The organism is Microbacterium sp. SWDP-B6 (assembly GCF_059803615.1).
The window spans coordinates 15,384-42,328 of sequence record NZ_JAPFGV010000006.1 but is presented as its reverse complement, the minus strand read 5'-3'; the positions used below and the strand labels follow the sequence as shown (position 1 = coordinate 42,328).

Annotated in this window: 28 protein-coding genes; 11 read left to right on the top strand and 17 right to left on the bottom strand. The window is 68.4% G+C overall.

The features are described from left to right. Positions 1-24: 24 nt before the first annotated feature. The 6 genes from OPU70_RS09855 to OPU70_RS09830 all read right to left on the bottom strand — a co-directional run bounded on the left by OPU70_RS09855 (position 25) and on the right by OPU70_RS09830 (position 5,119). Complete coding sequence (locus OPU70_RS09855; RefSeq protein ID WP_498557650.1) at positions 25-1,089, bottom strand: LacI family DNA-binding transcriptional regulator; 1,065 nt, start codon at positions 1,087-1,089, stop codon at positions 25-27. 3 nt (positions 1,090-1,092) lie between these two features. Continuing rightward, complete coding sequence (locus OPU70_RS09850) at positions 1,093-1,986, bottom strand: carbohydrate ABC transporter permease (RefSeq protein WP_197065957.1); 894 nt, start codon at positions 1,984-1,986, stop codon at positions 1,093-1,095. Next, positions 1,979-2,938, bottom strand: coding sequence for a carbohydrate ABC transporter permease (locus tag OPU70_RS09845; protein WP_475433617.1), 960 nt, complete (start codon positions 2,936-2,938; stop codon positions 1,979-1,981). Before OPU70_RS09845 ends, OPU70_RS09850 begins: the two co-directional genes overlap by 8 nt. Positions 2,939-2,944: 6 nt before the next feature. Next, positions 2,945-4,216 carry an ABC transporter substrate-binding protein gene (locus tag OPU70_RS09840; RefSeq protein WP_475433615.1) on the bottom strand — a complete coding sequence of 424 codons (1,272 nt, stop codon included), beginning with the start codon at positions 4,214-4,216 and terminating at the stop codon, positions 2,945-2,947. Positions 4,217-4,370: 154 nt separating this feature from the next. After that, complete coding sequence (locus OPU70_RS09835) at positions 4,371-4,730, bottom strand: fluoride efflux transporter FluC (RefSeq protein ID WP_079112158.1); 360 nt, start codon at positions 4,728-4,730, stop codon at positions 4,371-4,373. After that, complete coding sequence (locus tag OPU70_RS09830; RefSeq protein WP_498557649.1) at positions 4,727-5,119, bottom strand: fluoride efflux transporter FluC; 393 nt, start codon at positions 5,117-5,119, stop codon at positions 4,727-4,729. Before OPU70_RS09830 ends, OPU70_RS09835 begins: the two co-directional genes overlap by 4 nt. Positions 5,120-5,205: 86 nt before the next feature. Here OPU70_RS09830 and OPU70_RS09825 point away from each other — a divergent pair, with 86 nt between their 5' ends. Then, positions 5,206-6,735, top strand: a complete 1,530-nt coding sequence (locus OPU70_RS09825; protein ID WP_475433610.1) for an FAD-dependent oxidoreductase — start codon at positions 5,206-5,208, stop codon at positions 6,733-6,735. Positions 6,736-6,738: 3 nt separating this feature from the next. On the opposite strand, the gene OPU70_RS09820 is transcribed toward OPU70_RS09825, so the two are convergent. The 3 genes from OPU70_RS09820 to OPU70_RS09810 form a co-directional block, all read right to left on the bottom strand. Next, positions 6,739-7,563 (bottom strand): nitroreductase family protein, encoded by an 825-nt coding sequence (locus OPU70_RS09820; protein WP_498557648.1) that lies wholly within the window; start codon positions 7,561-7,563, stop codon positions 6,739-6,741. 4 nt (positions 7,564-7,567) lie between these two features. Next, on the bottom strand, positions 7,568-7,942 hold the full coding sequence (locus OPU70_RS09815; protein ID WP_498557647.1) for a hypothetical protein: 375 nt from the start codon (positions 7,940-7,942) through the stop codon (positions 7,568-7,570). Between the two features lie 206 nt (positions 7,943-8,148). Beyond that, positions 8,149-8,937 (bottom strand): MerR family transcriptional regulator, encoded by a 789-nt coding sequence (locus OPU70_RS09810; RefSeq protein ID WP_498557646.1) that lies wholly within the window; start codon positions 8,935-8,937, stop codon positions 8,149-8,151. A 140-nt stretch (positions 8,938-9,077) separates the two neighbouring features. On the opposite strand from OPU70_RS09810, the gene OPU70_RS09805 reads away from it, so the two are divergent. The 3 genes from OPU70_RS09805 (at position 9,078) to OPU70_RS09795 (ending at position 13,230) form a co-directional block, all read left to right on the top strand. Then, positions 9,078-11,564 carry a glycogen/starch/alpha-glucan phosphorylase gene (locus OPU70_RS09805; RefSeq protein ID WP_498557645.1) on the top strand — a complete coding sequence of 829 codons (2,487 nt, stop codon included), beginning with the start codon at positions 9,078-9,080 and terminating at the stop codon, positions 11,562-11,564. A 200-nt stretch (positions 11,565-11,764) separates the two neighbouring features. Continuing rightward, positions 11,765-12,607 (top strand): DUF4097 family beta strand repeat-containing protein, encoded by an 843-nt coding sequence (locus tag OPU70_RS09800; protein WP_498557644.1) that lies wholly within the window; start codon positions 11,765-11,767, stop codon positions 12,605-12,607. Further along, the gene (locus OPU70_RS09795; protein WP_042537989.1) at positions 12,604-13,230 is read left to right on the top strand and encodes a PadR family transcriptional regulator; all 627 of its coding nucleotides are present in this window, start codon (positions 12,604-12,606) and stop codon (positions 13,228-13,230) included. Before OPU70_RS09800 ends, OPU70_RS09795 begins: the two co-directional genes overlap by 4 nt. Before the next feature lie 113 nt (positions 13,231-13,343). Here the strand turns inward: OPU70_RS09795 and OPU70_RS09790 are convergent, their stop codons facing one another. Further along, positions 13,344-13,886 carry a universal stress protein gene (locus OPU70_RS09790; protein ID WP_056375471.1) on the bottom strand — a complete coding sequence of 181 codons (543 nt, stop codon included), beginning with the start codon at positions 13,884-13,886 and terminating at the stop codon, positions 13,344-13,346. Positions 13,887-14,035: 149 nt separating this feature from the next. Here OPU70_RS09790 and OPU70_RS09785 point away from each other — a divergent pair, with 149 nt between their 5' ends. Both OPU70_RS09785 and OPU70_RS09780 read left to right on the top strand, forming a co-directional pair. Continuing rightward, positions 14,036-14,224 carry a DUF3073 domain-containing protein gene (locus OPU70_RS09785; RefSeq protein ID WP_042537993.1) on the top strand — a complete coding sequence of 63 codons (189 nt, stop codon included), beginning with the start codon at positions 14,036-14,038 and terminating at the stop codon, positions 14,222-14,224. A 133-nt stretch (positions 14,225-14,357) separates the two neighbouring features. Then, positions 14,358-15,179 (top strand): MOSC domain-containing protein, encoded by an 822-nt coding sequence (locus OPU70_RS09780; protein WP_498557643.1) that lies wholly within the window; start codon positions 14,358-14,360, stop codon positions 15,177-15,179. Positions 15,180-15,221: 42 nt separating this feature from the next. On the opposite strand, the gene OPU70_RS09775 is transcribed toward OPU70_RS09780, so the two are convergent. The 3 genes from OPU70_RS09775 to purM are packed head-to-tail and all read right to left on the bottom strand — an operon-like array spanning position 15,222 to position 19,135. Further along, positions 15,222-16,553, bottom strand: a complete 1,332-nt coding sequence (locus OPU70_RS09775; protein WP_228385640.1) for an MFS transporter — start codon at positions 16,551-16,553, stop codon at positions 15,222-15,224. Further along, on the bottom strand, positions 16,526-17,998 hold the full coding sequence (gene purF / locus OPU70_RS09770) for an amidophosphoribosyltransferase (protein ID WP_042537998.1): 1,473 nt from the start codon (positions 17,996-17,998) through the stop codon (positions 16,526-16,528). Before purF ends, OPU70_RS09775 begins: the two co-directional genes overlap by 28 nt. Before the next feature lie 6 nt (positions 17,999-18,004). Continuing rightward, positions 18,005-19,135 (bottom strand): phosphoribosylformylglycinamidine cyclo-ligase, encoded by a 1,131-nt coding sequence (purM, locus tag OPU70_RS09765; RefSeq protein ID WP_042538000.1) that lies wholly within the window; start codon positions 19,133-19,135, stop codon positions 18,005-18,007. 62 nt (positions 19,136-19,197) lie between these two features. On the opposite strand from purM, the gene OPU70_RS09760 reads away from it, so the two are divergent. Beyond that, positions 19,198-19,830, top strand: a complete 633-nt coding sequence (locus OPU70_RS09760; protein ID WP_042538002.1) for a hypothetical protein — start codon at positions 19,198-19,200, stop codon at positions 19,828-19,830. A gap of 25 nt (positions 19,831-19,855) precedes the next feature. Here the strand turns inward: OPU70_RS09760 and OPU70_RS09755 are convergent, their stop codons facing one another. Together OPU70_RS09755 and OPU70_RS09750 are read right to left on the bottom strand one after the other, a co-directional pair. After that, positions 19,856-20,170: a hypothetical protein gene (locus OPU70_RS09755; RefSeq protein WP_042538004.1), complete on the bottom strand. Its 315-nt coding sequence runs from the start codon at positions 20,168-20,170 to the stop codon at positions 19,856-19,858. 123 nt (positions 20,171-20,293) lie between these two features. Next, positions 20,294-20,665 carry a sterol carrier family protein gene (locus OPU70_RS09750; RefSeq protein WP_042538320.1) on the bottom strand — a complete coding sequence of 124 codons (372 nt, stop codon included), beginning with the start codon at positions 20,663-20,665 and terminating at the stop codon, positions 20,294-20,296. Between the two features lie 64 nt (positions 20,666-20,729). On the opposite strand from OPU70_RS09750, the gene OPU70_RS09745 reads away from it, so the two are divergent. The 4 genes from OPU70_RS09745 (at position 20,730) to OPU70_RS09730 (ending at position 24,620) form a co-directional block, all read left to right on the top strand. Further along, complete coding sequence (locus OPU70_RS09745) at positions 20,730-21,410, top strand: NUDIX hydrolase (protein WP_079112150.1); 681 nt, start codon at positions 20,730-20,732, stop codon at positions 21,408-21,410. A gap of 47 nt (positions 21,411-21,457) precedes the next feature. Continuing rightward, entirely contained in the window at positions 21,458-22,735 is a 1,278-nt protein-coding gene (gene purD, locus OPU70_RS09740) for a phosphoribosylamine--glycine ligase (protein WP_455904141.1), read from the top strand. Positions 22,736-22,833: 98 nt separating this feature from the next. Next, positions 22,834-23,301, top strand: coding sequence for a winged helix-turn-helix transcriptional regulator (locus OPU70_RS09735; protein WP_042538011.1), 468 nt, complete (start codon positions 22,834-22,836; stop codon positions 23,299-23,301). Continuing rightward, on the top strand, positions 23,298-24,620 hold the full coding sequence (locus tag OPU70_RS09730) for an MFS transporter (RefSeq protein WP_079112147.1): 1,323 nt from the start codon (positions 23,298-23,300) through the stop codon (positions 24,618-24,620). Before OPU70_RS09735 ends, OPU70_RS09730 begins: the two co-directional genes overlap by 4 nt. A gap of 61 nt (positions 24,621-24,681) precedes the next feature. On the opposite strand, the gene OPU70_RS09725 is transcribed toward OPU70_RS09730, so the two are convergent. After that, positions 24,682-25,410, bottom strand: a complete 729-nt coding sequence (locus OPU70_RS09725; RefSeq protein WP_498557642.1) for an amino acid ABC transporter ATP-binding protein — start codon at positions 25,408-25,410, stop codon at positions 24,682-24,684. Beyond that, the gene (locus OPU70_RS09720; RefSeq protein WP_498557641.1) at positions 25,407-26,885 is read right to left on the bottom strand and encodes an amino acid ABC transporter substrate-binding protein/permease; all 1,479 of its coding nucleotides are present in this window, start codon (positions 26,883-26,885) and stop codon (positions 25,407-25,409) included. Before OPU70_RS09720 ends, OPU70_RS09725 begins: the two co-directional genes overlap by 4 nt. Positions 26,886-26,945 lie beyond the last annotated feature (60 nt).

Genomic DNA, 26,945 nt, shown 5'->3' with positions numbered 1-26,945 from the left:
GAGATGTGCGCGCAGACGGCGGCGTCAGCGCGAGTGAGCGGAGGGGGCGTCGAGGTCGGTCGACGCCCCGGGAAACAGCGACCAGGCGAACTCGTGCAGCTGCCCGGGAGAATCGTCTGCGGCGAGCGCGCGGTCGATGATGATGCGCGCCTGCCTGTCGTAGAACTCGGTCGGGCCGACCGTGGTCAGCGTGGGAGCGACGAGCTGCGCGTCAGGGGTGTTGCCGACGCCGATCACCGCGACGTCGTGCGGCACACGGAGCCCGAGCATATGCGCCGCGTTGATCGCCGCGATGGCCGCGAAGTCGGTGGTCGCGTAGATCGCAGAAGGCCGGTCGTCCTTCGACAGCAGCTGTACGGCCGCCGCGAACGCGCTGGCCTGCCCCTCGGTGTATGTGACGGTCCAGTCCGGATCGACCTCGAGGCCGGCACCGGCCATCTTCTCGAGGTACGGCGTGTATCTGGTGACCTGCGTCGGCGCGAGGCGCACTGCACCCTCGGCGGCGAGACACCCGATCGCCGTGTGCCGCTCGAGCAGGTGCTCCATCGCGAGCTCGCACCCCGGGATCGCATCCGACCGCACGACGTCGAAGCCCGCGGGTTCGAGGTGCTCCGAGAACACGACGAGCCGCTGCCCGCGCTGCACGAGGTCGGCGAGCTTGCGCTCGGCATCCTCGTCGATCCCGACGCCGTCGAGATAGGCGACGTCGCTCTCGACCCTGTCCAGGGCCGCATGCCAGTCGCCGTCGGCGAGGATGAGCGTCGTGAGACCGTGCCTGTTCGCCTCGGCGTTCACGGCGTCGGCCACCGCGAGCGACCACGGGTCGCTCAGCATGTGCAGCGAGAGCTGCACCATGCCGCTGCGCCCGGTGCGGATCGTCCGCGCGGCGATGTTCGGTCGGTAGTTGAGCTCGTCGGCCGCAGCGAGCACCCTGGCCGCGGTGGCCTCGGCGACGCCCGCCCCCGATGCCGCGCCCGAGCGCCCCGAGAACACGTACGACACCGTGGCCGTCGAGACGCCTGCGCGCTCTGCGACCATCTTCAGGGTCGGCCGCCGTGCGGTCGCCGACTGCTGCCTGCGCTCTGCCATGGGTCAGCCCTTCGATCCGCTGAAGGCGATGCCCTGGATGAACTGCCGCTGCAGGATCATGAAAGTGACCAGCATCGGCAGGGTCGCGAGCAGCGCTCCTGCCATCAGCACCGGGTAGTCGGTGCCGTGGATGCCGACGAGCTGCGAGAGCCCGACCGACAGCGGCATCTTGGCGGGGTCGGTCGTCACGATCAACGGCCAGAGCAGATCGTTCCAGGACCACAGCACAGTGAACACCACGAGAGCGATGATGCCAGGCTTCGCGAGCGGAACCATGATCCGCCAGAAGGTCTGCCACGGATTCGCTCCGTCGATGCGGGCCGCCTCCTCGAGTTCGGCGGGCATCGACATGAAGAACTGGCGCATCAGGAACGTGCCGAATGCACTGAAGATGCCGGGCACGATCAGCGCCTGCAGGGTGTTCAGCCACCCGAGCGCCTGGATGATCTCGTACTGCGGCAGCAGGTACAGCTGCGAGGGGACCATCAGCACCGACAGGAAGACCACGAACAGGGCGTTGCGGCCGGGGAAAGGGATGCGGGCGAAGGCATAGCCGGCCATCGTGCACAGCACGACCTGCCCGACCGTGCGCCCCACAGTGAGCAGCACCGAGTTGGCGAACATCTGCGCGAAGGGCATCGACTCGAAGACCTCGCCGAAGTTCGTGAACACCCACTCGCGCGGCAGCAGGCTCGGCGGCACCTGCACCGAGTCGGACAGCGTCTTGAACGAGGTCAGCAGCTGCCAGATGAACGGGAAGACCATGAGGATCGCGCCGACGAGGAGCACGACGTGGACGATCCAGAGCCCCCTGTTGCGAGGCTTTCCGGGACGGGCGGCCGAGCGACCGGTCGGAGCGCCGACGATGGCACGCGTGTCGAGCGAGACGTCACTCATAGTGCACCCACTTCTTCTGCAGACGGAACTGCACGACCGTGAGCACGAGGATGATCACGAGCAGCAGGAAGGCGATGGCGGCGGCGTACCCCCGGTCGTTGTCGAGGAACCCCGCTTCGTAGAACAGGTAGACGACCGTGCGGGTGTTGGGCATGGCCGGGTTGCTGCGGCCGAGCATCATGTAGATGAGGTCGAACACCTGCAGAGCGCCGATCACGCTGATGACACTGACGAAGAAGATCGACGGCGACAGCAGCGGGATGGTGATGGAGAAGAACTTGCGCACCGGACCCGCGCCGTCGAGGTCGGCCGCCTCCATGATCGTGTCGGGAATGCCCTGGAGGCCGGCGAGGAAGATGACGATGTTGGTGCCGAGACCCGCCCAGATGCCGACGACCGCGATGGCGACGAGGGCGGTGTTCGGGTCGGTGAGCCAGCTGCGGCCCTCGATGCCGACCGAGCCGAGGGCTGCGTTGAGCACGCCGTAGTCGCCGTTGTAGATCATGCGCCACACCAGCGCGATCGCGGCGGGCATCGTCACGACCGGGATGAAGTAGAGCGTGCGGTAGGCGCTGCGCCCCTTGAGCCCCGCGGTGTTCAGCAGCGCGGCGATGCCCACGGCGAGCGGGATGCCGATGAGGGCGATCACCGTGTAGAGCGCGGTGTTGCGCAGGGCGCCGATCAGCTCGGGGTCTTGGAGCAGGCGGGCGTAGTTCTCCATCCCCACCCATTCGGAGCCGCCGAAGGGGCCGGACTTCGTGAAGGAGATGATGAGCGTGCGCACCGTCGGCCACAGGTAGAAGACGGCGATGCCGAGTGCGGTCGGCCCGAGGAAGACGAGAGCCCACCACGGGGAGGCACCGGGATTGCGTCGCCGGCGGCGGATGCCGGGGCTCGAGGCCTCCGGCATCCGCTCTGCCTGGGCGCGCGCGGGTGACGCGACGACGGTCATGTCCGGTTACTCCTGCTCGGCGTCCAGCGCGGTCTGCATCTGCTCGGCCAGGTCCTTCAGGCCCTCTGCGGGGGCGACGGCGCCCGACCACACCTGCGAGAGCACCTCGCTCTCGATGCTGGTCCACGCGGACGTGTTCTTCGAGACCGGGTAGGGCACCGCGGAATCGAGCGCGTCGATGTAGACCTGCAGGTCGTACTGCGGCAGTGCGTCGACCCACCCCTGCTGGGTGCCGTTGAATGCGGGGATCACCGTGCCGGTCTCCGCCTGGATCTCGGCGGCCTCTTCGCCGCTGGCGAAGGCCGCGAACGCCTTGGCCTCTGCGACGTGCGGGCTCTTCGCGTTGGCGACGTTGCCCACGCCGTGGATCACGCTCTGGTTGCCCTCGGGGCCCTCGGGCAGCGGCGCCACGTCGACCTTGTCGGCGATGTCGGCGTTGCCTCCGTAGGCGATGGCGGCCCACGAACCGTTCTGGAACATGGCGACCTTGCCCGAGAGGAAGAAGTCCTCGGGGTTGGTGTCGGTCATCTGCTGCGCTGTCGGCGAGGAACCGGCCTCGATGAGGTCGGTCCACAGCTCGATGCCGGCGAGCGCCTCGGGCGAGCCGTAGCCGCTCTCGGTTCCGTCTGCCGAGATGACCTCGCCACCTGCCTGGGCGATCGAGTTGTAGAAGTTCTCCTGCCCGTACTGGCTGGCTGCGACACCGAACTGCCCCGCGGCAGGGTCGGTCAGCGCGGCGGCCGCGGCGGTGAAGTCATCCCAGGTCCAGCCTGCGCTCGGGTACTCGACGCCGGCCGCGTCGAAGAGCTCCTTGTTGTACCAGAGGGCGACGGTGTCGAAGTCCTTGGGAGCGCCGTAGAGCTTTCCGTCGAAGGTGTAGAGGTCGATGAGGCCCTGCGGGTAGTCGGCGGCATCCACCCCCGCATCGTCCAGCGGCGCGAGCTGGCCGTTCGAGGCGTAGAGCTGGAAGTTCGGGCCGTTCATCCAGAACACGTCGGCCGCGGATCCGCCGGTGGCCGCGGTCTGGAGCTTGGTGAAGTACTCCTTGTAGGGCGTCACCTGGATGTCGATCGTGACGTTCGGGTTCTCCTTCTCGAACGCCGCGGCGATGTCCTCCATGGCGGGCTTCTGGTTCTCGTCCCAGATGGCGTAGCTGAGGGTGACATCGCCGCCGGACGAGCTCGCGCCCCCGGCCGACGACGAGCAGGCGCTGAGCGCGAGGACGGCTGCCGCGGAGGCGGCGAGGGCGCCGAGGGCGCGGGGGGAAGTGCGGGGCATCGGTGTCTCCTTCGACGGGTGCAGGGGATCGTCACTGCGTCGGATTCTTGTGTTAAACGATTAGCAGTTAAACGATTAGCAAGGAGACTAGCCCGGTGCGGACGATCGGGTCAAGCATCGATCTCAGCGCGAGGCGGGCAGACCCGCGTCGTCGTCAGAGCATCGAGCCGAGCGCGATCCCCAGCCCTGCCGCGAGCAGACCGAGCAGCAGCATCCCCACGGCATTGAACGCGGATGCCGTTCGCTCGCCGTCGCGCCACAGCGCGACCGTGTCGAGCATCGCCGTGCTGAAGGTGGTGTATCCCCCGAGCAGACCGGCTCCGAGGAGGAAGGCGCCGTCAGGAAGCGCCGCGGTGATGACGCCCAATGCGAACGACCCGCTGAGGTTCACGAGGAGTATGCCCCACGGGAAGCGCCGACCCGCGACCCTCGCGACACCGAGGTCGACGAGATGGCGCAGCGCTGCTCCCACGCCTCCGGCGAGTGCGGCTCCGATGAACAGCAGCGGGCTCATGCGGCTGCTGCTCCGTCGAGGCGGGCGGACGGACGAGGTCGGCCGAGACGCAGCCCCGCCGCGGCCGCGGCAAGGCCGAGAACGAGACTGGCCGCGGCGTAGACGAAGGCGAGCAGCGGAGCATCCGCCCAGAGTTCCACCGCACCGGTCATGAACGCGCTGTAGGTCGTGAAGCCGCCGAGCACACCGGTGCCGAGGAACACCCGCAGGCCCGTGGTCTGCGGCAGCCGAGCGGCGAGGATGCCGATCAGCAGTGCCCCGAGCACGTTGACCGCAAGGGTGGCGACCGGGAAGCCTCCGGCATCCGGAATCCAGAGCGCGACCGCGAGCCGCGCCGCCGTGCCTATGCTGCCTCCCACGAAGACCAGTAGGAGGCTGCGGAGAGTCACGCGACAACTCTAGCCGCGCCGATGCAACGCATCCGCTGATTGTCAACCGGGTGTGGTTGCGCGGCGTCTGGGCGAAGACTGACGCCATGAAGCCACTGTGGAAGCTCGACCGGACCCCGCCCATCGGCACACCGTTCGATCCCGGCGCACGGCACGACGTGATCATCGTCGGTGCGGGCCTCACCGGCCTCACCACCGCAGTCATGCTCACGCGCGCGGGGCTCGACGTGGCGGTGATCGAGGCGGGGGAGGTCGCCGAGCTGGCGACCGGCGGCAACACCGGCAAGCTCACCCTGCTGCAGGGCAAGCGGCTCGCCGAGATCCGCAGGCACCACTCCGCTTCCCTCGTGCAGGCGTACGTCGAAGGCAACCGCGAGGGCATGGACTGGCTGGTCGGCTTCGCCGACCACTCAGGCGTCTCGTACGAGCGGCGAGCCGACCACTCCTACGCGCAGGATCCGAACGGCGTCGACTCGGTGCGCGAGGTGCACGAGGCGGCGCGCGAAGCGGGCCTCGCGACCAGGATGCTCACTCGGGAGGAGCTCTCGGAGGCGGCCTTCCCCGTCGTCAGCGCCGTCGCACTCGACGACCAGGTGACCATCGACCCTGCGCTCGTGACGCAGGCGCTCGCCGAGGAGTTGCTCGCGACCGGCGGCACGTTGCACATGGGAACCCGGGTCACCGCCACCCACGTCCTTCCCGAGCCGCGCGTCGAGACCCCGGTCGGGCCCATGTTCGCGGAGCACATCGTGATCGCGACGGGCTATCCGATCCTCGACCGCGGGCTGTACTTCGCGAAGATGCGCGCCTTCCGGTCCTACTGCGTCTCGTTCCGCGTCGCAGGCGACGTGCCGGAGTCGACCTTCATCTCGCTCGACTCCCCCAGCCGGTCGATCCGTCCGGTCTCGCCCGCCGACGGCCCCGGCGGCACGGCGCAGCTCATCGTCGGCGGCAACGGGCATCCGGTCGGGCGCTCCGACAGCGAGGCCGCCGCGGTCGACGATCTCGTCGAGTGGACGAGGCAGTACTTCCCCGACGCCGAAGAGACCCACCGCTGGTCGGCGCAGGACTACGAGTCGCACAACCAGATCCCGTTCGTGGGGGCGATGCCACGAGGATTCGGCAGCATCCGCTTCGCGACCGGCTACGCCAAATGGGGGCTGTCGAACGCGCCGGCCGCTGCTCTGCGTCTGACCGCAGAGATCCTCGGCGCCAACTGGCACGATCGGCCGTCGTGGATGGTCAAGCTCGGCACGAGGCTGACGGTACCGGCCGATCTCGCCCGAGGAGCCGCAGAAGGAGCGAAGGTCGCGGCCGCCGCGACGAGCGGATGGGTCGAGGCCGAGCGCAACCCCGTGCCGGTTCCGAAGCCGGCGGAGGGCGAGGGTGTGGTCGCCAACCGCAGCGGACGCCCGGTCGGAATCTCGACGGTCGACGGAGTCACCCGCGCGGTCTCGGCCGTCTGCCCGCACCTCGGCGGAGTGCTCGACTGGAACGATGCCGAGTGCACCTGGGACTGCCCGCTGCACGCCTCTCGGTTCGCCGCCGACGGCACCCGCATCGAGGGCCCGGCGCTGCAGGATCTGAAGGTCCTCCCCCGCAAGAGCGGGGGCTGACGCTCAGCTCGTCGGCGGGGCGCCCGCACCCGGCGGCGGCGCGTCCCAGCCCTGCTGGGGCTGGTCGCAGTTCTCGCGGAACACGTACTGCGACGCGAGCTTGCGCTGGTGGCTCGACCAGTCGATCGCCGGGCGGCGCTGCTCGGGTGGCAGATAGCCGAGGCGGTAGACGGCCATGAGCTCGAGGTCATCTGGCACGCGCAGCAGCTTCACGATCTCGTCCCAGCGACCAGGCACCTCCATCGGGAAGGAGATGAACTGGATGCCCATGCCGAGCTCGACCGTGGTGAGCCAGACGTTCTCCATCGCCGCGCCCATGCTGAAGACCGAGTAGAACGATGAGAGCTGGCCCGGTCGGTACTCGCTGCGATCGAGCATCACACCGAGCAGCAGCGGCGAGCCGCCGACCAGCTTGTGGTTCTCCTCGCCCAGGGTCTTGGGCACCCCGAACGTGTTCATCAGCTTCTGGCCGCGCTTGGTGAACACCTGGCTCGTGAACGGGCGGAGGGCTGCAGGGAGCTTGTCGAACAGCATCCCGCTGCGCTTCTCCTCCATCTCGGCCTGGCTGAACCGGAAGTACGGCTTGTAGCGCTCGAAGAACGTCCCGTTCGACATGGCCTCGGTCATGCTCTCGCCTGAGATGCGCGCGATCTGATCGATGGTGTCGCGGTTCTCGATGACCACGAACCGCCACGGCTGGCTGTTCAGCTGCGAAGGGGCACGACCGGCCGCCTCGAGCAGGATGCGCTGATGCTCCTCCGACACCGGGTCGGGCAGGAACGGCCCGTTCGTGGTCTTGCGGCGGCGGATGGCGTCGAGCAGTTCCATGCGTTCACTTCCGGTCGGTGGCGAGGCGCGAGCAGATGAGGCCCGCGACGATGAAGGGGCCCGCGGCGAGCGCGACGAGCGGATGCCGTCGGCTGTGCGTGCCCAGGTAGGGGATGGCGGCGAGCGGAGCGGCGGCGGGCGCGAGCGCCAGGGCGGCGCGGCGGCTCGCATGCTTCGGCCGGCCCCAGATGATCGCCGAGAACGCAGCGGCAGCGGTGGCGCAGGTGGCGACGTAGATCGCATGGTGCAGCCAGCGGAAGTTGCTCGTGTCGATGACCTTGGCGGCGACCGCCGTCCCGAGGGCGACGTTCGCGGTGTAGGCGACGGCCGCCGCGGCGAAGAGCGGCGCGGCGTCGGTGCGTGTGCGGCGGTGGCCCATGACCCGACCCTACGCCCACCCCCGGCATCCGCTCTCGGCCTTGCCCTGGTGTCTCGATCTGTGCAAAGCGGGGCGTCTCGTCGCGCCCCGGTCGTTGAGCGAGCACGGCGAAGCCGAGCGAGACGAAACGCCCCACCGAAACGAGACCGGCCCACTACATTTCGTCTCCGTCGACTCCGTCGTCGTCGCTCAACGACCGGGATGGGTCACAGGTTGCCGTCCGCGTAGATGCGGAGGGCGTCGCGGACGAACTCCGCTCCCTGCGCGCCACCGGCCGACGTCGCGTAGTTCGCGCCGAAGCGCGGGTCGGCGACGTACATCTCTCCGAGCCCGATCACGTATCCCTTCACGTCACCGCCGGGAACGGCGGCGGGGGTTCCCGGGATGCCGGTGAGCCAATCGACGTGGCGACGAGCGACATCCTGGGCCTCGGCGGATGCCGGGTCGATGCCGCTCTCTGCGGCGGCGATCCAGTCGCGACCGAGGTCGGAGACACGCTGCTGCCAGTCGGCGCGCTCGGCATCGGTCATCCCGCGCCACCAGCGGTCGCTGTCGGCGTAGGCCTTGCGACCCCAGCGCTCTTCGACCTCCTCTTTGTACTGGGTGTAGTCGAAGCCGTCGAACATGTTCTCTGCCATGAGTTCTTCACCTCCTTTCAGTGCGTTGATGGTGTTCTCGACCGACGCGATCTGCCGCGCCAGCCGGTTCTGCTCCTCGCGCAGCAGCGCGAGGTGTGTCTCGAGAGCGGACTCCTCGCTCTGCCGCGCATTCACCGGGTTCAGCACCTCCGCGATCTGCGGCAGACCGAGTCCGAGCTCACGCAGCAGCAGGATGCGCTGCAGGCGCACGAGCGCGGCCTCGTCGTAGTGGCGATAGCCGTTGTGCGCGATGCGCGAGGGTCGCAGCAGACCCACGTCGTCGTAGTGACGCAGCGTTCTGCTGGTGGTGCCTGCGAGTCGGGCGATCTCCTGGATCGACCAATCACGACCGGTCATCGAGTCCTCCTTCCGTGGATCCGTTCTTCGATAACTCCACGGTAGAAGTTGACGTTGCGTCAAGGTCAAGCTTGCTGCCCAACCGATATTCTTCATCCGCGCGTCACACGAATCGGCTCGTCGCTCGCTACGGTCGTCTCGTGCCCGAATCACACTCCCCTCTGCATCCGCTCGCCCTCGCTCCCGTGATCGCTCCGCCGAGCACTGCGGATGAGTTCGTCGAGCGCTTCCTGCACAACCTCAACTTCGACCGCGGCGTCGCGCTGTCGGCATCGAGCGCGAATGACCGCTATCTCGCGCTCGCCCACACCGTGCGCGAGTACCTGATGGCACGCTGGCTTGAAGACGTGCGGCACCAGAAGGAGGTGCAGGCGAAGGGCGTCTGCTACCTCTCGGCCGAGTACCTGCTGGGCCGTCAGCTCGAAAACAACCTGCTCGCGGCCGACCTCACCGAGGTCGCCGGCGAAGCCCTGGCGTCGTGCGGCGTCTCGCTCGACGAGCTGCGCGCGCACGAGGTCGAGCCGGGTCTCGGCAACGGCGGACTCGGGCGCCTCGCCGCCTGCTTCATCGACTCGCTCGCCACGATGGCTGTGCCGAGCATCGGCTACGGCATCCGCTACGAGTACGGGATCTTCCGTCAGACGTTCGTCGACGGTCAGCAGGTCGAGCAGCCCGACGCCTGGCTTGCGCTCGGCTCCCCGTGGGAGTTCGCGCGACCCGAAGACGCGCAGACGATCGCGTTCGGCGGCCACACCGAGAAATACGACGACGACGGCGTCACGCGCAGCCGGTGGGTCCCCGCGTGGAACGTGCAGGCCGTGCCCTACAACTACATGGTCCCCGGATTCCGGAACGGCCGCGTCAACACCCTCCGGCTGTGGAGCGCGGTCGCCACGAGCGCCTTCGACCTGCGCATCTTCAACTCGGGCGACTACGAAGAGGCCGTGCGAGCGCAGACGTTCGCCGAGAACATATCGAAGGTGCTCTACCCCGAAGACTCCACCCCGCAGGGCAAGGAGCTGCGCCTGCAGCAGCAGTACTTCTTCGTCGCGGCATCCATCCACGACTTCCTCGACAACATGCTCGCCGACGGCTTCGACCTGGCGAACCTCCCCGAGCGCGTGATCTTCCAGCTCAACGACACCCACCCGGTGATCGCGGTGCCCGAGTTCATGCGCATGCTCATCGACGAGAAGCATCTCGAGTGGGATGCCGCGTGGGCGATCACTCAGCAGTGCTTCGCCTACACGTGCCACACTCTGCTTCCCGAGGCGCTCGAAGTCTGGCCGGTCGAACTGCTGGGCCGACTGCTGCCCCGCCACCTCGAGATCATTTACCGCATCAACGACGAGTTCCTCGTGGCGGTGCGCGAGCGCTTCGGCGACGACGAGATGCTCGTGCGCAACATGTCGATCATCGCCGAGCATCCGGAGCGCTCGGTGCGCATGGCGTACCTCGCGACCGTCGCCGGCGCGAAGGTCAACGGCGTCGCCGAGCTGCACTCGCAGCTGCTTCGCGAGAAGGTGCTCAGCGACTTCGACGCGTTCTTCCCCGGCAAGTTCACGAACGTCACGAACGGGGTGACGCCTCGGCGCTTCCTGCGCCTCGCCAACCCGGAACTCTCTTCGCTCGTCACCGCCGCGATCGGCGACGGCTGGACCACCGACCTCGAACGGCTGCATGAGCTCGAGCCGTTCGCCGAGGATGCCGAATTCCGCACCGCCTTCGCCGCGGTGAAGGCCGCGAACAAGCGCCGCCTGAGCGAGGTGCTGCGCGAACGGGACGGCGTCGAGATCAGCGACGGCCACATGCTCGACGTCATGGTCAAGCGTCTGCACGAGTACAAGCGCCAGCTGCTGAAGGTGCTGCACATCGTCACCACGTACGAGGGCGTGATCTCGGGGCGCATCGCCGTGTCTGACGTCGTGCCGCGAACGGCGATCTTCGGCGCGAAGGCGGCGCCCGGATACGCGATGGCGAAGCGCATCATCCACCTGATCAACGCCGTGGGCGAGGTGGTGAACACCGACCCACGACTCGAGGGCAGACTGAAGGTCGTCTTCCCGCCGAACTACAACGTGACTCTGGCCGAACGCGTGATCCCCGCCGCCGACCTGTCGGAGCAGATCTCGCTCGCCGGCAAGGAGGCGTCTGGCACCGGCAACATGAAGTTCGCGCTGAACGGCGCGCTCACCATCGGCACGGATGACGGGGCCAACGTCGAGATCCGCGAGCTCGTCGGCGACGACAACTTCTATCTCTTCGGCATGAGCGAGCCCGAGGTCGAGGCGCTGAGCACTCGCGGCTATCGGCCGCAGGAGTTCTACCAGGCCGATGACGGCCTGCGTCGGGCGATCGACCTGATCGCCTCCGGCGCCTTCTCTCGCGGCGACCGCTCGGTGTTCGAACCCGTCGTCTCGAACCTGCTCTACGAGGACCGCTTCATGGTGCTCGCCGACTACGCGTCGTACATCACCGCGCAGGATCGGGTGGATGCCGCATACGCCGACCAGGATTCCTGGACCCGCTCCGCGATCCTCAACGTCGCCCGCACGGGGTTCTTCTCGTCCGACCGGTCGATCCGCGACTACATCGACCGCATCTGGCACACTCCGCCCCTCGTCTGAGGTCGCCGTTTCCGCACCACACCCGTGCCGTTTGCAGGACCGACGCACGTCTGCAGGACCATCTCCCCCGAACCGTCCTGCCAACGTGCCCGGATCCTGCAGACGGCCCGTCACCGAACACCTTTGACAAGATCGAGATATATCGTGTTACTCTTGCCGCACACGATATATCGTGTTCCCTCGAACCAGGAGAAGCAGACATGACCGAGAAGTGGCTCATCGCCCCCGGCGAAGAACGCGTCATCGACATCGAGAACGTCACCCGGCTGAAGATCGGTCTGGTCGGCGGTCAGGTCGACGTCATCGCACACGACGACCCCGGCATCCGCATCGAGGTGCACGGTGTCACCACCAAAGACCTCCGCATCGAGGCGAACGACGGCGAGGTCGAGATCGACCACCCGCAGCTCGGCTGGGACAACTTCCTCGAGGTGTTCCGCAACTTCGGCTCGGGCGGCCCCAAGGCCGAGGTCAGCGTCGCCGTGCCCCGCTCGATCGCCCTGAACCTCGGCGTCGTCAGCGCCGGAGCTCTCGTCTCGGGCATCCGTAACGACGCCCGCCTCAACACCGTCTCGGGTGACCTCATCGTCGACACCCTCATCGGCGACCTCACGGTCAACTCGGTGTCCGGCGACGTGCAGGTGCGCGGCCTCACCGGCTCGATCAACGCGAACAGCGTCTCAGGAGATGTCGCCGTCACCGGCACCATCCGCCGCGCCACTGTCGACATCGTCTCGGGGTCGACGCTGGTCGACGCCGCCGGCGACGTGAACGCCATCAACGTCAACTCGGTCTCCGGCGGCACCACCGTGCGCCTCGACGAGTCACTCGCCGCGAACTACGTCGTGCGCTCGCTGAGCGGACGACTGCTGATCGACGGCGTCGAGCGTGGCTCCTCCGGGATCAACAACTACACCGGCTCGACCGGTGAGCTGGCCGGACGTTTCGTCGACCTGCGCGCGAACTCCGTCTCGGGCGGCGTCACGGTCCTTCGCCGCACGCCCAGCTCGATCGAGAACGACCCCGAATGGGAGGAAGCATGAGTCCCGCAGTGTTCTCCCACGGCGATCTCAGGCTCTACCTGCTCTCGCTGCTCGCCGAGGCGCCCCAGCATGGCTACGGCATCATCCAGGCTCTCACCGATCGCACGGGAGGCACCTACACGCCCAGCGCCGGCACCATCTATCCGCGGCTCGCGAAGCTCGAGGAGGAGGGTCTGGTCAGCAAGACCGTCGACGGCCGCACCACGATCTACGCGATCACGGATGCCGGACGCGCCGAGCTCGCGTCCCGCGAGGGCGACCTCGCCGGCATCGAGGCGGGTCTCACCGACTCGGTGCGACTGATCGCCAACGAGGTGCGTCAGAGCGTCAAGGAGGCCATGAAGAGCCTTCGCGCAGACCTGGCCACGGCTGAGAAAGACGACCGCGCCGCATCCAAGTCCCGCCCGCGCACCGCGGGCGACGACGAGCGCACCGTCACTCGCGAGGAGCTGCACCGAGCGGATGCCGTCATCAACGCCTTCCGCGCGCGCGTGCGCACCGACCTTCGCACTCACGTGGCGAAGGGCGGCACCCTGCCGGCATCCGTCGTCACGCAGCTGGAGGACGGGCTGGATGCCGCGGCCCGAGGGATCACGACCGCTCTGGCATCGCTCGGGCGCTGACCTCACCCCGTCGCACGTCCGAAGCCCCTCCCGTCACTCGACGAGAGGGGCTTCTGTCGTGCGGTGGGCTGGCGATCGACCAGCCATCCGAACCGGAAGGAGTCGAACGAGACCTACTCGGTCCAGATCTCGGGCTGAGTGTCGGGAACCGGGTCCTGCAGGGGCACGACGAGCACGGGCCTGTGCTGGCGATGCGCGAGGCGGGCGGCGACGGATCCCGTGAAGAACTCGCGGATCGACTCGCCGATGCCACGTTTGCGTGTGCCGACGACGATCAGCTGGGCGTCGAGCTTGGTGGCGAGCTGCTTGATGGCGAGGGCAGGGTCGCCGACGAGCTGGCGGGCCGTCCACGTCAGGCCTGTGCCGTCGAGCGCCGCAGTGGCTTCGGCCTGCACGGCCTCGAACTCGGCTGCTCCGGCGTCGATGTTGATGTCGATGGGCGCCGAGTGCACATAGCCATCGGGATCTTCGTAGGTGACGAAGCGGGTGACGTCGACGTGGGCCACCACGAGAGGCACCCGGAGGAGCCGCGCGAACCGCGCTGCTTCTTCGATCACCCGCGTGGGCTGCCCCGGCTGCATCCCGACGATCACGGCCTTCTGCAGTGTCGCGTTCTGTGCGGCCTCGTCGGTGGGCGTCGAGGTGTTGTCGGTCATGAGGATCGCTCCCTTCACCAGCTGCCAACGGGCCAGTGCGGTCTGGCCGCGTGCTATTCTGAATGCTACTCTTACCGGCCCTCAGCCGGTGTCGTGAATGACTCGGGCAGATGGTTGCCCGCAGCTTAACTCGTGAGGGGGTCTCAGGCATGGGCCGTGGCCGTCAAAAGGCGAAACACACCAAGATCGCCCGCGAACTGAAGTCGTTCAGTCCGTCGGTGAACTACTCGGCGCTCGAGCGCGAACTCGCGCACCCGAGCGACGCTGAAGACGCATATGTCGACAAGTGGGCCGACGAGTATGCAGACGAAGACGAGGACGAACTCGAAAAGGCCTGACCGCCGATTCGATCGTCGTCGACTCCCCCGTGCGATGCACGGGGGTTTCGTCGTGCCCGGAATGCCGGAACCCGTCGCTGCCGATGTCCTGTCGGTGACGGACGGACCCCTAACAGCCTGAGAGGATCTCCTCATGGCTCGTGTCGTCTCGCTCTTCCATCACCCGATCAAGGGCTTCACTCCCGAATCCGTCGATTCGCTGACCGTGCAAGCCGACGGCCGGATCGCGGGCGATCGCGTGCTGGCGTTCCGCTTCGCCGAGGCGACGGCCCCGGAGCACCACGACGGCCTCGACCACTGGCCGAAGGCGAAGGGCCTCTCGCTGCAGGACTTCCCCGGGCTCGCGGCACTGCGCACCGACTACGACGATGCTCGGCAGCGCGTGCGGATCGAGCACGCCGGAGCAGTGCTCGTCGAGGCGGGACTCGATGACGCCGGCCGTGTGGAGCTCGCGGATGCCGTGACCGAGTTCGTGCTCGCAAGCGCGGAGGGCCGGCGCATCCGACGCCCAGGACGACTGCCGCTCGTGCTGGTGGGCGACGGTGTGACGTCGAGGTTCCAGGACCGCGCTCGCGGATACGTCTCGGTGCACAGTCGCGGCAGCGTCGACGCGCTCAGCGACGCCCTCGGCTTCGACATCGATGACCGGCGATTCCGCTCGAACGTCGTCGTCGATGACGTCGCCCCGTGGTCCGAGCTCGACTGGACGGGTGAGCTGAGCATCGGTCGGGTGTCGTTCCGCACAGCGGGCCCGATCGTTCGGTGCCTGGCGACACACGCCAATCCCGACACCGGAGCCCGTGACGCGAAGGTGCTCAAGACCCTCACGAACGACCTCGGACAGGATGAGCCGACGCTCGGCAGGCTGCTGCTTCCGCCGCGTGCCGCGGCCGACGGATCCGCCGAGTGGGCCGGCGGCACCATCAGCGTCGGCGACGAGGTGCGGGCGCACTGAGGGCGCGCTGAGGTCGCACCGGTGCCGTGACCTCGCCGCGAGTCACCAGCGACCGTGCCGGCGCTCCCAGTCCTCTTCGATGGTGCGACGACGACCCGCGATCCACCCGGCGGGGATCACCGCGATCAGAACGCCGACGAGAAGCCAGAGCGGGATCTGCCAGCTGTCGGTCATGTCGTGCAGCAGACCGATCAACAGCGGGAACACCGCGGCGACCGCGTATCCGATGCTCTGCACGAACCCGCTGAGCGCCACGGCGCTCTCCGGCGTGCGCGCGCGGATGCTGAGCAGCACGAGAGCGAGCGGGAACAGCCCTGGCGCGAGGCCGAAGAACACGACCCAGATCGGCAGCGCCACCGTCGGGAGGAAGATGAATCCGAGGAGTCCGATGAGGCCACAGGCGATCGAGATGACGAACACGGGTCGCGTGGCCTGGAACCGGACGATGAGGATGGGCACGAGCAGGGAGCACGGCAGACCCATCAGACCGAACAGTGAGAGCAGCAGCCCCGCATTCGCCGGCGTCACCCCACCCACGTCGATCATGATCGAGGGCAGCCAGGCGAAGGAGACGTAGGCCAGCGTCGACGACGCCGCGAACACCAGCGCGATGGACCATGCCATCGGCAACCGCCACAGCCGGCCGAAGACCCGGGGGTTCGCAGGCGTCGTCGCGATCGGGCCGGTCGCCACGGATGCCGCGTCGTACCCGTCGCGCTCGACCTCGGTCGAGGCGGGATCGACGCGTGTCTGCGCGGCGGCGACGGCATCCGCTCGGCTCGTGACCAGCATCGCCACCCACGGCACCAGAGCGATCGCGGCGAACACGCCCCACAGGCCGAGCGAGACCCGCCACCCCGCCGAGTCGGCGAGCGGCACCGCGACGAGCGGCGGCACGAACGTCGACACGGCCATGGTGGTCGAGTACACGGTCATCATCAGACCGAGTCGATCGGGGAAGTACTTCTTGACCAGAGGCGGCAGCAGCACGTTGCCCGAGCCGACACCCGCGAACACCACGGTCGTCGCGGCGAGCAGCGACGTCGAGTCGACGGCGAGGCTGCGCAGCAGCAGCCCGGTCGCGATCAGCGCGATCGCGACCACGGCCACGCGCTCGAGCCCGAACCGGCGCTCGAACAGCGGAGTGAGCAGACCGAAGACGGCGAAGCACACGGGCGGCGCGGCACCGATCAGACCCACGACGACCGACGAGACCGCGAAGTCCTCGGCGACGTGGTCGAGCACCGGTGACAGGGATGCCACTGCCGAGCGCAACGAGAAGGCGACCAGCACGATGCCGATCAGCGCGAGGGCGCGACCACGCCAGAGCGGCTGCGCACCCGAGGTCACGAGGTCTGCGACCCCTCCACCCACGCGAGGTACTCGTCGGAGACCGTGCCGGTGACGTACCGGCCGTCGAAGCAGCTCATGTCGAGATCGTTCAGCACGGAGCCCTCGGTGATCGCAGCCTTGAGGTCTTCCACCTCCTGGTAGACCAGGTGGTCGCAGCCCAGCTCGGTGGCGATCTCGGGGATCGTCCGTCCGTGGGCGATGAGCTCATGGCGCGACGGCATGTTGATGCCGTAGACGTGCGGGTATCGCACGGGCGGCGCGGCAGACGCGAACGTCACCGAGGTGGCACCGGCATCCCGGGCCATCTGGATGATCTGCTTCGACGTCGTGCCCCGCACGATCGAATCGTCGATCAGCAGCACGTTCTTGCCCTGGAACTCGGTCGACATCGCGTTCAGCTTCTGACGCACGCTCTTCTTGCGCACGGCCTGGCCGGGCATGATGAAGGTGCGGCCGACATAGCGGTTCTTGTAGAAGCCCTCGCGGTATTCGATGCCCAGCTTGCGGGCGACCTCCATGGCCGCGGGGCGAGACGAGTCGGGGATCGGCATGACGACGTCGATCTTGTCCATCGGCACGTGCTTGGCGATCGTGTCGGCGAGCTTGTCGCCCATGCGCAGACGCGACTCGTAGACGGAGACGCCGTTCATGACCGAGTCGGGACGAGCGAGGTAGACGTACTCGAACGCGCACGGCGCGAGCACGGGATCCTTGGCGCACTGCCTGCTGTGCAGTTCGCCCTCGTTGGTGATGAAGATCGCCTCGCCGGGCTCGACCTCGCGGACCACCTCGTAGTCGGCGTTCTCGAGCACGAGCGACTCGCTCGCGACGACCCATTCGTCGCGGCCTTCCGCGCCAGGGACGGTCGAGGGGCGACGACCGAGGATGAGGGGGCGGATGCCGAACGGGTCGCGGAACGCGAGCAGGCCGTAGCCCGCGATCACGGCGATGACGGCATAGGCGCCCTCGATGCGCTCATGCGTGCGCTCGACGGCCTCGAACACCCGCTCGGCGTCGAGGTCGACCGTCGACGTCGTGTTCTGCAGTTCGCCGGCGAGCACGTTGAGCAGCAGCTCGGTGTCACTCGAGGAGTTGAGGTGACGGCGGTCGCGCTGGGCCATGTCGGCCGTGAGCTCGCGCGTGTTCGTCAGGTTGCCGTTGTGGATGAGGATGATGCCGTACGGCGCGTTCACGTAGAACGGCTGCATCTCCTCTTCGTTCGACGCCGTGCCCTTGGTCGCATAGCGCACGTGACCGAGCCCGACGTTCCCGAGGAGCCCGCGCATGTCGCGGGTGCGGAACGCCTCGCGGACCATGCCCTGCGCCTTGGCGTTGTGCATGACGCCGTTCGCCTCAGCTGTCGCGATTCCCGTCGCATCCTGGCCGCGGTGCTGCAGCAGCAGGAGTGCGTCGTAGATGTCCTGATTGACCGGGGCAGAGCCCACCATTCCGACGATGCCGCACATGGGCTCTTACTTCGCTCCGTCCGCATAGGCGCCGACCAGGCGCACTGCTCCACCGTCGACGCCCTTGGCGCCCTGTTCGAACTCTCCTGCCGGACGCGCGCCGAAGCCCACGGTTCCGACCTGCCACGCGGGCATGCCGTCTGCCGCGAGCGCCGCGATGGCGGCATCCTTCTTGTCGGCCGCGACGATCGCAAGGAATCCGATGCCGAGGTTCCAGGTGCCCTCGGCGGATTCCAGCGTCGACCCTGCGATGTCGCTGAGCACGCGGAAGACCGGGCTCGGCGACCACGTGCTGCGGTCGACCTCGGCCCAGCTGCCCTGCGGGAGCACACGGGCGAGGTTGGCCGCGATGCCGCCGCCGGTGACGTGGCTGAGCGAGTGCACTCCGCCCGCGCCCGTCGCGCCGCCGAGCTGCTCGATCAGACGAAGCAGCGGAAGCGTGTAGAGGCGCGTCGGCTCGAGAAGAGCCTCACCCCAGGTCTTGCCGAAGTCGGCGGCGTTGTCGCCGTAGCCGATTCCGGCGTTCGTGACGATGTGGCGCACGAGCGAGTAGCCGTTGGAGTGCAGTCCGCTGGACTCGACGGCGAGCACGACGTCGCCGTCCTGCACGCGGTCGGCCCCCAGGATGCCGTCGGCCTCGACGACTCCGGTCGCGGCGCCTGCCACGTCGTAGTCGCGCGGGCCGAGGAGCCCGGGGTGCTCTGCGGTCTCGCCGCCGATGAGCGCGGTGCCGGTGGCGGTGCACGCCTCGGCGATGCCGCGCACGATGTCGGCGATGCGCTGCGGGAAGACCTTGCCGCAGGCGATGTAGTCGGTCATGAAGAGCGGCTTCGCGCCCACCACGACGATGTCGTCGACCACCATGCCGACGAGGTCCTGGCCGATCGTGTCGTGCTTGTCGATGGCCTGCGCGATGGCGACCTTCGTGCCGACGCCGTCTGTGCTGGTCGCGAGCAGCGGGCGACGGAAGTCGCGCAGCGCACTCGCGTCGAACAGTCCGGCGAAGCCGCCGACACCGCCGAGCACTTCAGGGCCGTGCGTAGCGCGCACGGAAGACTTCATCAGCTCGACGGCGAGATCGCCTGCAGCGGTATCGACGCCGGCTTCGGAATAGGGATTGGTGGGGGAGGCAGCCACACCTCCAGCCTACCGCCCGCGGGGCCCTCCTCTCCCCGCCCGCGATCTCCTACGATGGGGCCATGGCCGACAAGCCGCAGTGGTTGATCCGCGAGGATGCGAGCGTTCCAGTGCTCGTCGCGCTCGCGCTGCGTCAATCCCTCGGCATCCGGGCCCCCGAAGACCTGCCGAGCCTGCGCGATCTGCCCGTCAGAGCGCCGGATGCCGTCGAGGTGACGCCCGAGCTCGAGAAGCAGTGGCGCGACTTCTGGGACATGACGGTCGAACCTCGGGCGCACCCCTCCGGCGTGCCGCTCGAGCTCGTCGACGGCTTCGACACGCTCGTGGCCCTGCCTGCGACCGGTGCCGAGCAGCTCGCCGACGCGATCGCGCCGCACGCGGAGTCGGCGATGCACTTCGCCCGCGTCGCGCACGACCGCTACGTCGCGTCGATCCGCAGCTCGATGGCGAGCCGGTCGGGCAACGGCAACATCGGCGGCGAGGCGTACCGTGCCTATGCGAGCGCGATCGCCGAGTTCGAGCGCGAGATCGGGCGCCGAGCGCATTCGTTCGAACTCAACGTGCAGGTGCTGCCGTTCTCGCAGCGGGGGATCTGGTGGATCGGCGCTCTCACGGTCGCGGTGACCGACGGGCTGCGCCGCGACGTGGTGTCGTTCGACGCGGCGATCCGGCCGATCATCGCAGAGCTGGCCTGACGCGGCCTGCTGCGCACCGACCGGGTCAGTCGTTCTCGATGATCGTCTCGTGCTCGACCGTGACGACGTGATCATGGCGGCGGGCGAGCCGCTCGAGGATCAGCGCGACGATGCTCGCGAGGGCGAAGCCGATCGGCACCGTCCACAGCAGAAGGAACCCGAACACCTGCCCTGGCGGGTAGACGACGCCGACCGCGTCGGAGGGTTCGTAACTGCCCATCATCGTCAGGATGCCGGCGGCGATGATGCCGAGCACGACGCCGATGCCCATGAACACGCCGAAGCGCGGCACGCGGCGGACGGTCGCCTCGACCGTCTGGGAGGAATCGTGGGAGGACATGCATCCATTCTCCCACCGTTGCCTGTGGGTCGCTCCCCCGTCTTCCGAGCATCTCGACGTCGCTCTGGTGGGGCCCTCGACCTGAGGGTCCTGCGGGCGCTCAGGGTGCTGCGAGTGCTGCGGTCAGGGACGCAGCGGCAGGACGTCCGAGAGGTCCGCGCGGGTGCCCGATGCGCTCACCCGGCCCGAGCCCGCGGCATCCGCCCAGTGCTCCGTGCCCGTGGCGACGGCGATCCAGGTCGCCGGGTCCATCTCGACGACGTTCGGAGGGGTTCCGCGCGTATGCCGAGGGCCCTGGATCACCTGCACGGCGCCGAACGGCGGCACTCGCACCTCGACGCTGTTGCCCGGAGCCTTCTCGTCGAGCAGCTGCAGCAGATAGCGCACGGCAGTGGCGAGCGGGGTGCGCTGCGGCTTCTCGCCCGCGGCATCCGCTCTCCTGACCTCATCGAGCGCCGCGCGGCCATCGATGATGTCGATCTTCCTGGAGGGCATGGGAACAGGGTACGCCGAGCGCAGCACTGCCCTGGAGGCTCTTCGCAGGCATAGGCTCGAGGCGATGAGCCAGAATCCCGACACCCTGCACGGCGCGAGAGCCGAGCTGCTCGCCGCGGCGAAGCGCAGTGAGGGCTGGACGGGGCCTGTGCCACCGGTCGACGGCAGCGCGCATCCGGCGTCCGTGCTCGTGCTGTTCGGCAAGCTCGACAGCACCCCGGCTCAGACCGACGCCACGACCATGGCCGCCGACCTCGACGTGCTGCTGCAGCGCCGAGCGGCCACGCTGTCGTCGCACCCCGGCCAGGTGTCGTTCCCCGGCGGCCGGGCCGAGGATGCGGATGCGGATGCCGTCGCCACCGCCCTGCGCGAGGCCGAAGAGGAGACCGGTCTCGACCCGGCCGGCGTCGAGATCCTCGCCACTCTTGCCGAGATCCCGCTCGCCGCGAGCAACCACATGGTCACCCCCGTGCTCGGCTGGTGGCGTTCGCCATCGCGCGTCGCGGCCGTGGATCACGCCGAGACGGTCGACGTGTTCCGTGTGCCCGTGGCACAGCTGCTCGACCCCAAGACCCGGTTCACATCGACCATTCACCGCATGGGTCGCACCTGGAAGGGGCCGGCGTTCGACGTCGACGGCACGATCGTGTGGGGTTTCACGGCGATGGTGCTCGATGCGCTGTTCGACGCCGCAGGCTGGACCATGCCGTGGGACCGGTCGGCGGAGCGCCCGGTCGAGCTCTGAGCCGCAACCCGCCGAAACGCGCGCGTCCGCCTCGGTAGTCTGGACGGGTGAAGATTCTCGTCCTCGGTTCCGGTGCCCGTGAGCACGCGATCATCCTCGCCCTGCGAGCAGAGACCGCGGAGCACGAGATCTTCGTCGCCCCCGGCAACGCCGGGATCGCGCAGGACGCGACGCCCGTCACCCTCGACATGCTCGACGGCGCCGCGGTGACCTCCTTCGCCAACGAGCACGCCGTCGACCTCGTGGTGGTCGGCCCGGAGGCCCCGCTGGTCGCCGGTGTCGCCGATGTGCTGCGCGCGCACGGCATTCCGGTGTTCGGCCCCGGCAAGGCTGCGGCGCAGCTCGAGGGATCCAAGTCGTTCGCCAAGCGGATCATGGATGCGGCCGGCGTGCCCACCGGACGAGCGGTGCGCGCCACCACGACCGCCCAGGTCGAGGCCGCGTTCGACGACCTCGGAGCCCCCCATGTGGTGAAGGCCGATGGACTGGCGGCAGGCAAGGGCGTCATCGTGACGTCCGACCGCGCCGAGGCGCTCGCGCACGCCGAGCACTATCTGCCCTCGGGCCCCGTGCTCATCGAGGAGTTCCTCTCGGGCCCCGAGGTCTCGCTGTTCTTCCTGAGCGACGGCGACACCGTGCGGGCGCTCAGCCCCGCGCAGGACTTCAAGCGTGCGCTCGACGGCGACGCAGGTCCCAACACCGGGGGCATGGGCGCATACTCGCCGCTGCCGTGGCTGGCCGACCAGTTCGGCAGCGAGCAGGCCTTCGTCGAAGAGGTCACGCGAGATGTCGCCCTGCCCGTGATCCGTCAGCTCGACGAGGAGGGCACCCCGTTCATAGGCCTGCTCTACGCCGGGCTCATCCTGACTCCCGCCGGTGTGCGCGTGATCGAGTTCAACGCCCGCTTCGGCGACCCCGAGACCCAGATCGTGCTGCCTCGTCTCGTGACGCCGCTGTCGGAGCTGCTGTTCGCCGCGGCATCCGGCACTCTCGAAGACCAGCCCGAGCCGGTCTTCAGCGACGATGTCGCCATCACCGTCGTCCTGGCCAGCGAGGGCTACCCCGAGGCTCCGCAGACCGGTCGCCCGATCGAGGGCCTGGCCGACGCCGCGGCCGTCGAGGGCGTCCGTCTCGTGCACGCTGCGACCGCGAGCCCCGATGCGCCCGGCGGCTCGCTGATCGCCACCGGTGGGCGCGTGCTGAACGTCGTCGCTGTGGCATCGGACTTCCGCACCGCGCGCGACCGGGCATACGAGGCCATCGGCCGCATCTCTCTCGAGGGTTCGCACTTCCGCACCGACATCGCGGCCCGCGTCGCGGAGTAGCTCGCCCCTTCGTCGTTTTCCTGCCGACTCGCGCAGGTACTCCGCCTTTCCGGACGCGGACTCTTGACACCAACAACTTTCTTCAAGAAAGTGACTGGATGCCGCTCCGCTCCGACTGGTCGACAGCCACGTGTCCGATCGCCCGCTCCGCCGATGTGCTCGCCGACCCGTGGGTGCTTCTGATCCTGCGCGAGCTGTTCTCGGGTCGCACCCGCTTCGATGAGCTGCGCGATGCCACGGGAGCCGCCGACTCCGTGCTCGCCCGGCGCCTCGCCTCGATGACCGAGGCGGGCCTCGTGCGGCGCGACGACGAACGGGGGTATCTCCTGACGGAGGTCGGCCGAGAGACCCTCCCGATCCTCCACGCCTACGCGAGATTCACGCGCGTCACCGATCCCGACGGCCCCTGGGGGCTGACCGTCAGCTGCGGGCGCTGCGGCGAGCTCGCGGCATCCGCAGACTGGTGCACGACCTGCGCCGCCCCGCTCGACGCAGACACCACCCGGTGGTCGCGTCGCAGCATGGGCGGCGAGCCGTTCGCGCTCGCATCAGGCACCGCCGCATGACCGCCGAATCGGTCGAGGAGCCGACCGACCTTCCGACACCCACGCCGCCAGCGATGCCGCAGCGCCGCATCCATCCCGCATGGATCGTCGCACTCGTCGCGCTGATCGCACTGATCGGAGCCGCCGGGTTCCGTGCTGCACCAGGGGTGCTGATGCTGCCTCTGCAGGACGAGTTCGGCTGGACCACGGCCGAGCTCTCTCTCGCCGTCACGGTCAACCTGCTGCTGTTCGGCCTCACAGCGCCGTTCGCCGCCGCCCTCATGCAGCGCTTCGGCATCCGCGCCGTCACCGTGACCGCTCTGTTCGTGATCGGAGCGGGTGCTGCGCTGAGCGTCTTCGTCGCCACCCCGGCGCAGCTCATCCTGACGTGGGGCGTGCTCATCGGACTCGGCACCGGGTCGATGGCGCTGGTGTTCGCGGCCACGATCACCGATACCTGGTTCGCGACCAGGCGCGGCCTGGTGTCGGGCGTGCTCACGGCCGGAAGCGCCACCGGGCAGCTGATCTTCCTGCCGGTGATCGCCGCGGCGGCCGAGGACATCGGCTGGCGAGGGGCATCGCTGATCATCGCCGGGGGTGCGCTCGCGGTCGTCCCCCTGGTCTGGATCTTCGTGCGCAACCGTCCGAGCGATCTCGGCGTCAACCGCTACGGCGACAGCGGACCCGTCACCGTGACCGCCCGACCGAAGGGCAGCGCGTGGGGAGCCGCTCGACTCGCGATCACCACACTCCGCGACGCTGCGCGCACCAAGACGTTCTGGGCGCTCGCGATCGGATTCGCGATCTGCGGCGCCACGACCAACGGCCTGATCGGCACCCACTTCATCCCCAGCGCGCACGACCACGGGATGCCGACGACGACCGCAGCCGGGCTGCTCGCCGTGGTCGGGATCTTCGACATCGCCGGCACGGTGTTCTCGGGCTGGCTGACCGACCGGGTGAACCCTCGCATTCTGTTGGCCGCGTACTACGCGCTGCGCGGCGTGAGCCTGCTGTTCCTGCCGAGCCTGCTGTCGGCCGACGTGCAGCCGAGCATCGTCGTGTTCATCGTGATCTACGGCCTCGACTGGGTGGCGACGGTTCCGCCGACCATCGCACTGTGCCGTGAGGTCTTCGGCGATCGGGGTCCCCTCGTGTTCGGCTGGGTGTTCGCCTCGCACCAGATCGGCGCCGGCATCGCCTCGTTCCTCGCGGGCATGGTGCGCGACCACACGGGCCAGTACACCGTCGCCTGGTTCGCCGCCGCCGGCCTCTGCGCCGTCGCCGCGCTGGTGAGCGCCACGATCCGCCGGCATCCGGCCGCGGTCACGTCGCCCTGATCGCCCGACGACGAAGGCCCCCACCCGGAATCGGGTGGGGGCCTTCTACACCGGAAGACGCTCAGAGGACCTTCGAGAGGAAGTCCTTCAGGCGCTCGTTCTTCGGCGCGCCGAACAGCTCGGCGGGCGGCGCCTCTTCGACGACGACTCCGCCGTCCATGAACACCGTGCGGCCCGAGACCTCGCGGGCGAAGCCCATCTCGTGCGTCACGAGCACCATCGTCATGCCGCCGGACGCGAGGTCACGGATCACCTGCAGCACCTCACCGACCATCTCGGGGTCGAGCGCGCTGGTGGCCTCATCGAAGAGCATGATCTCGGGGTCCATCGCGAGCGCGCGGGCGATCGCCACGCGCTGCTTCTGACCGCCCGAGAGCGATGCCGGCTTGGCATCCGCCTTCTCGGCCAGGCCCACGCGATCGAGCAGAGCGAGCGCCCGCTCCTTCGCCTCTGCCTTCGACAGCTTGCCGAGCTCGACCGGCGCCAGCGTGATGTTCTCGAGCACGGTCATGTGCGGGAACAGGTTGAAGTGCTGGAACACCATGCCGATGCGCTGGCGCACCTCGTCGAGCTTCACGCTCTTGTCGGTCAGGTCGACGCTGTCGACGATGACATGACCCGACGTCGGCTCCTCGAGCTTGTTGAGGCAGCGCAGCAGGGTGGACTTTCCCGACCCGGACGGACCGATGACCGCGATGACCTCGCCGTCTTCGACCGTCAGGTCGATACCCTTGAGCACGTGGTTGTCGCCGAACGACTTGTGCAGGTCTCTGACCTCGATCTTGCTCATGCGTTGAACTTCCTCTCCAGGCGGTTCGCGAGCAGCGTGAGAAGCGTGATCACGACGAAGTAGATGATGGCGACGATGGTCAGCACCTGGGCCGACAGGTACGTCGAGGCGATGATCTGGCGAGACACGAACGTGAGCTCGGCGAGCCCGATCACGCTGATCAGCGAGGTGTCCTTGAGGGTGATGATGCCCTGGTTCACGAACGACGGGATCATGATGCGGAACGCCTGCGGCAGCACGACCTTCTGCATGGTCTTCCAGTGCCCGAGGCCCAGCGAACGCGACGCCTCGGACTGACCGGGGTCGACGGCCTGGATGCCGCCGCGGATGATCTCGGTCATGTACGCACCGGTGTTCAACGAGAGCGTGATGGCACCCGCGACGAACGGGTTGAACGTGAGCCCGGGGAACAGCTGCGGGATGGCGAAGAACACGAAGAACGCCTGCACCAGGATCGGGGTGCCGCGGAACACGTAGACGTACGCCGTGGCCACCCAGCGGAACGGCGCGAAGGCCGACACCCGGCCGAAGCCGAAGATGAGCCCGAGGATGAACGCCGCCACGATCGCGACCAGCGTCGCGAGGATCGTGAGCCACAGGCCCTCCATCAGAGCGGGCCAGTACTTCACCGCCACGGAGAAGATGTCGGTCGCCTGCGTGCTCTCCTCGCCGCCTGCGAGGTAGCTGTCGACGATCTCGTCGTACTCCCCCGAGGCCTTGAGGTTCTCGAGACCCGCGTTGAACATCTCGACGAGTTCGGGGTTCTGGCCCTTGTTGACCGCGAATCCGTATTCGCCGCCGAGTTCCGGCTCGCCGATCAGGCGGAAGCCGGACCCCTGCTGGATGCCGTAGGCGAGCACCGGGAAGTCCTCGAAGTAGCCGACGGCCTGGCCGGCCTTGACGGCATCGACCATGTCGGTCGTGTCCTGGTACGGCGTGATGCGGAAGCCGAATTCGTCCTGGTTCTCCTCGGCGAACGTCTGCCCCTGGGTGCCGGTCTTGACCGCCACCGCTTCGCCGTCGAGGTCGTCGAGCGACTGGATGTCGCTGGACTCGAGCACTCCGAGCTGGATGCCGCTGGTGAAGTACGGCTCGCTGAAGTCGAACGTCTTCTCGCGCTCTTCCGTGATCGACATGCCCGCCATGACGGCGTCGACCTGGTTGGCCTGCAGAGCCTGCACCGCGGCGTCGAACCCGAGCTGGCGGATCTCGACCTCGAAGCCCTGGTCGTCTGCGATCGCGCGCAGCAGATCCATGTCGATGCCGACGAGCTCGCCCTCGGGAGAGGTGAACTCGAACGGCGCGAACGTCGTGTCGGTGCCGATGACATAGGTCTCGGAGTCGTCGGCCGCGGCGGCCGCGGACGCGCCGCCGAGCAGCGCACCGGCCGCGATGAACGCCGTGAGCGCCATCGCCCCGACGGTGCGTCCGAACGCGCGCAGGCGCGCGGAAGCAGGAGAGGGATGTGGGATCACGACGGGTGCTCCTCGGATCGGATGGGCGACAGGATGCTGCCACCGGGATGGTCGTCGACC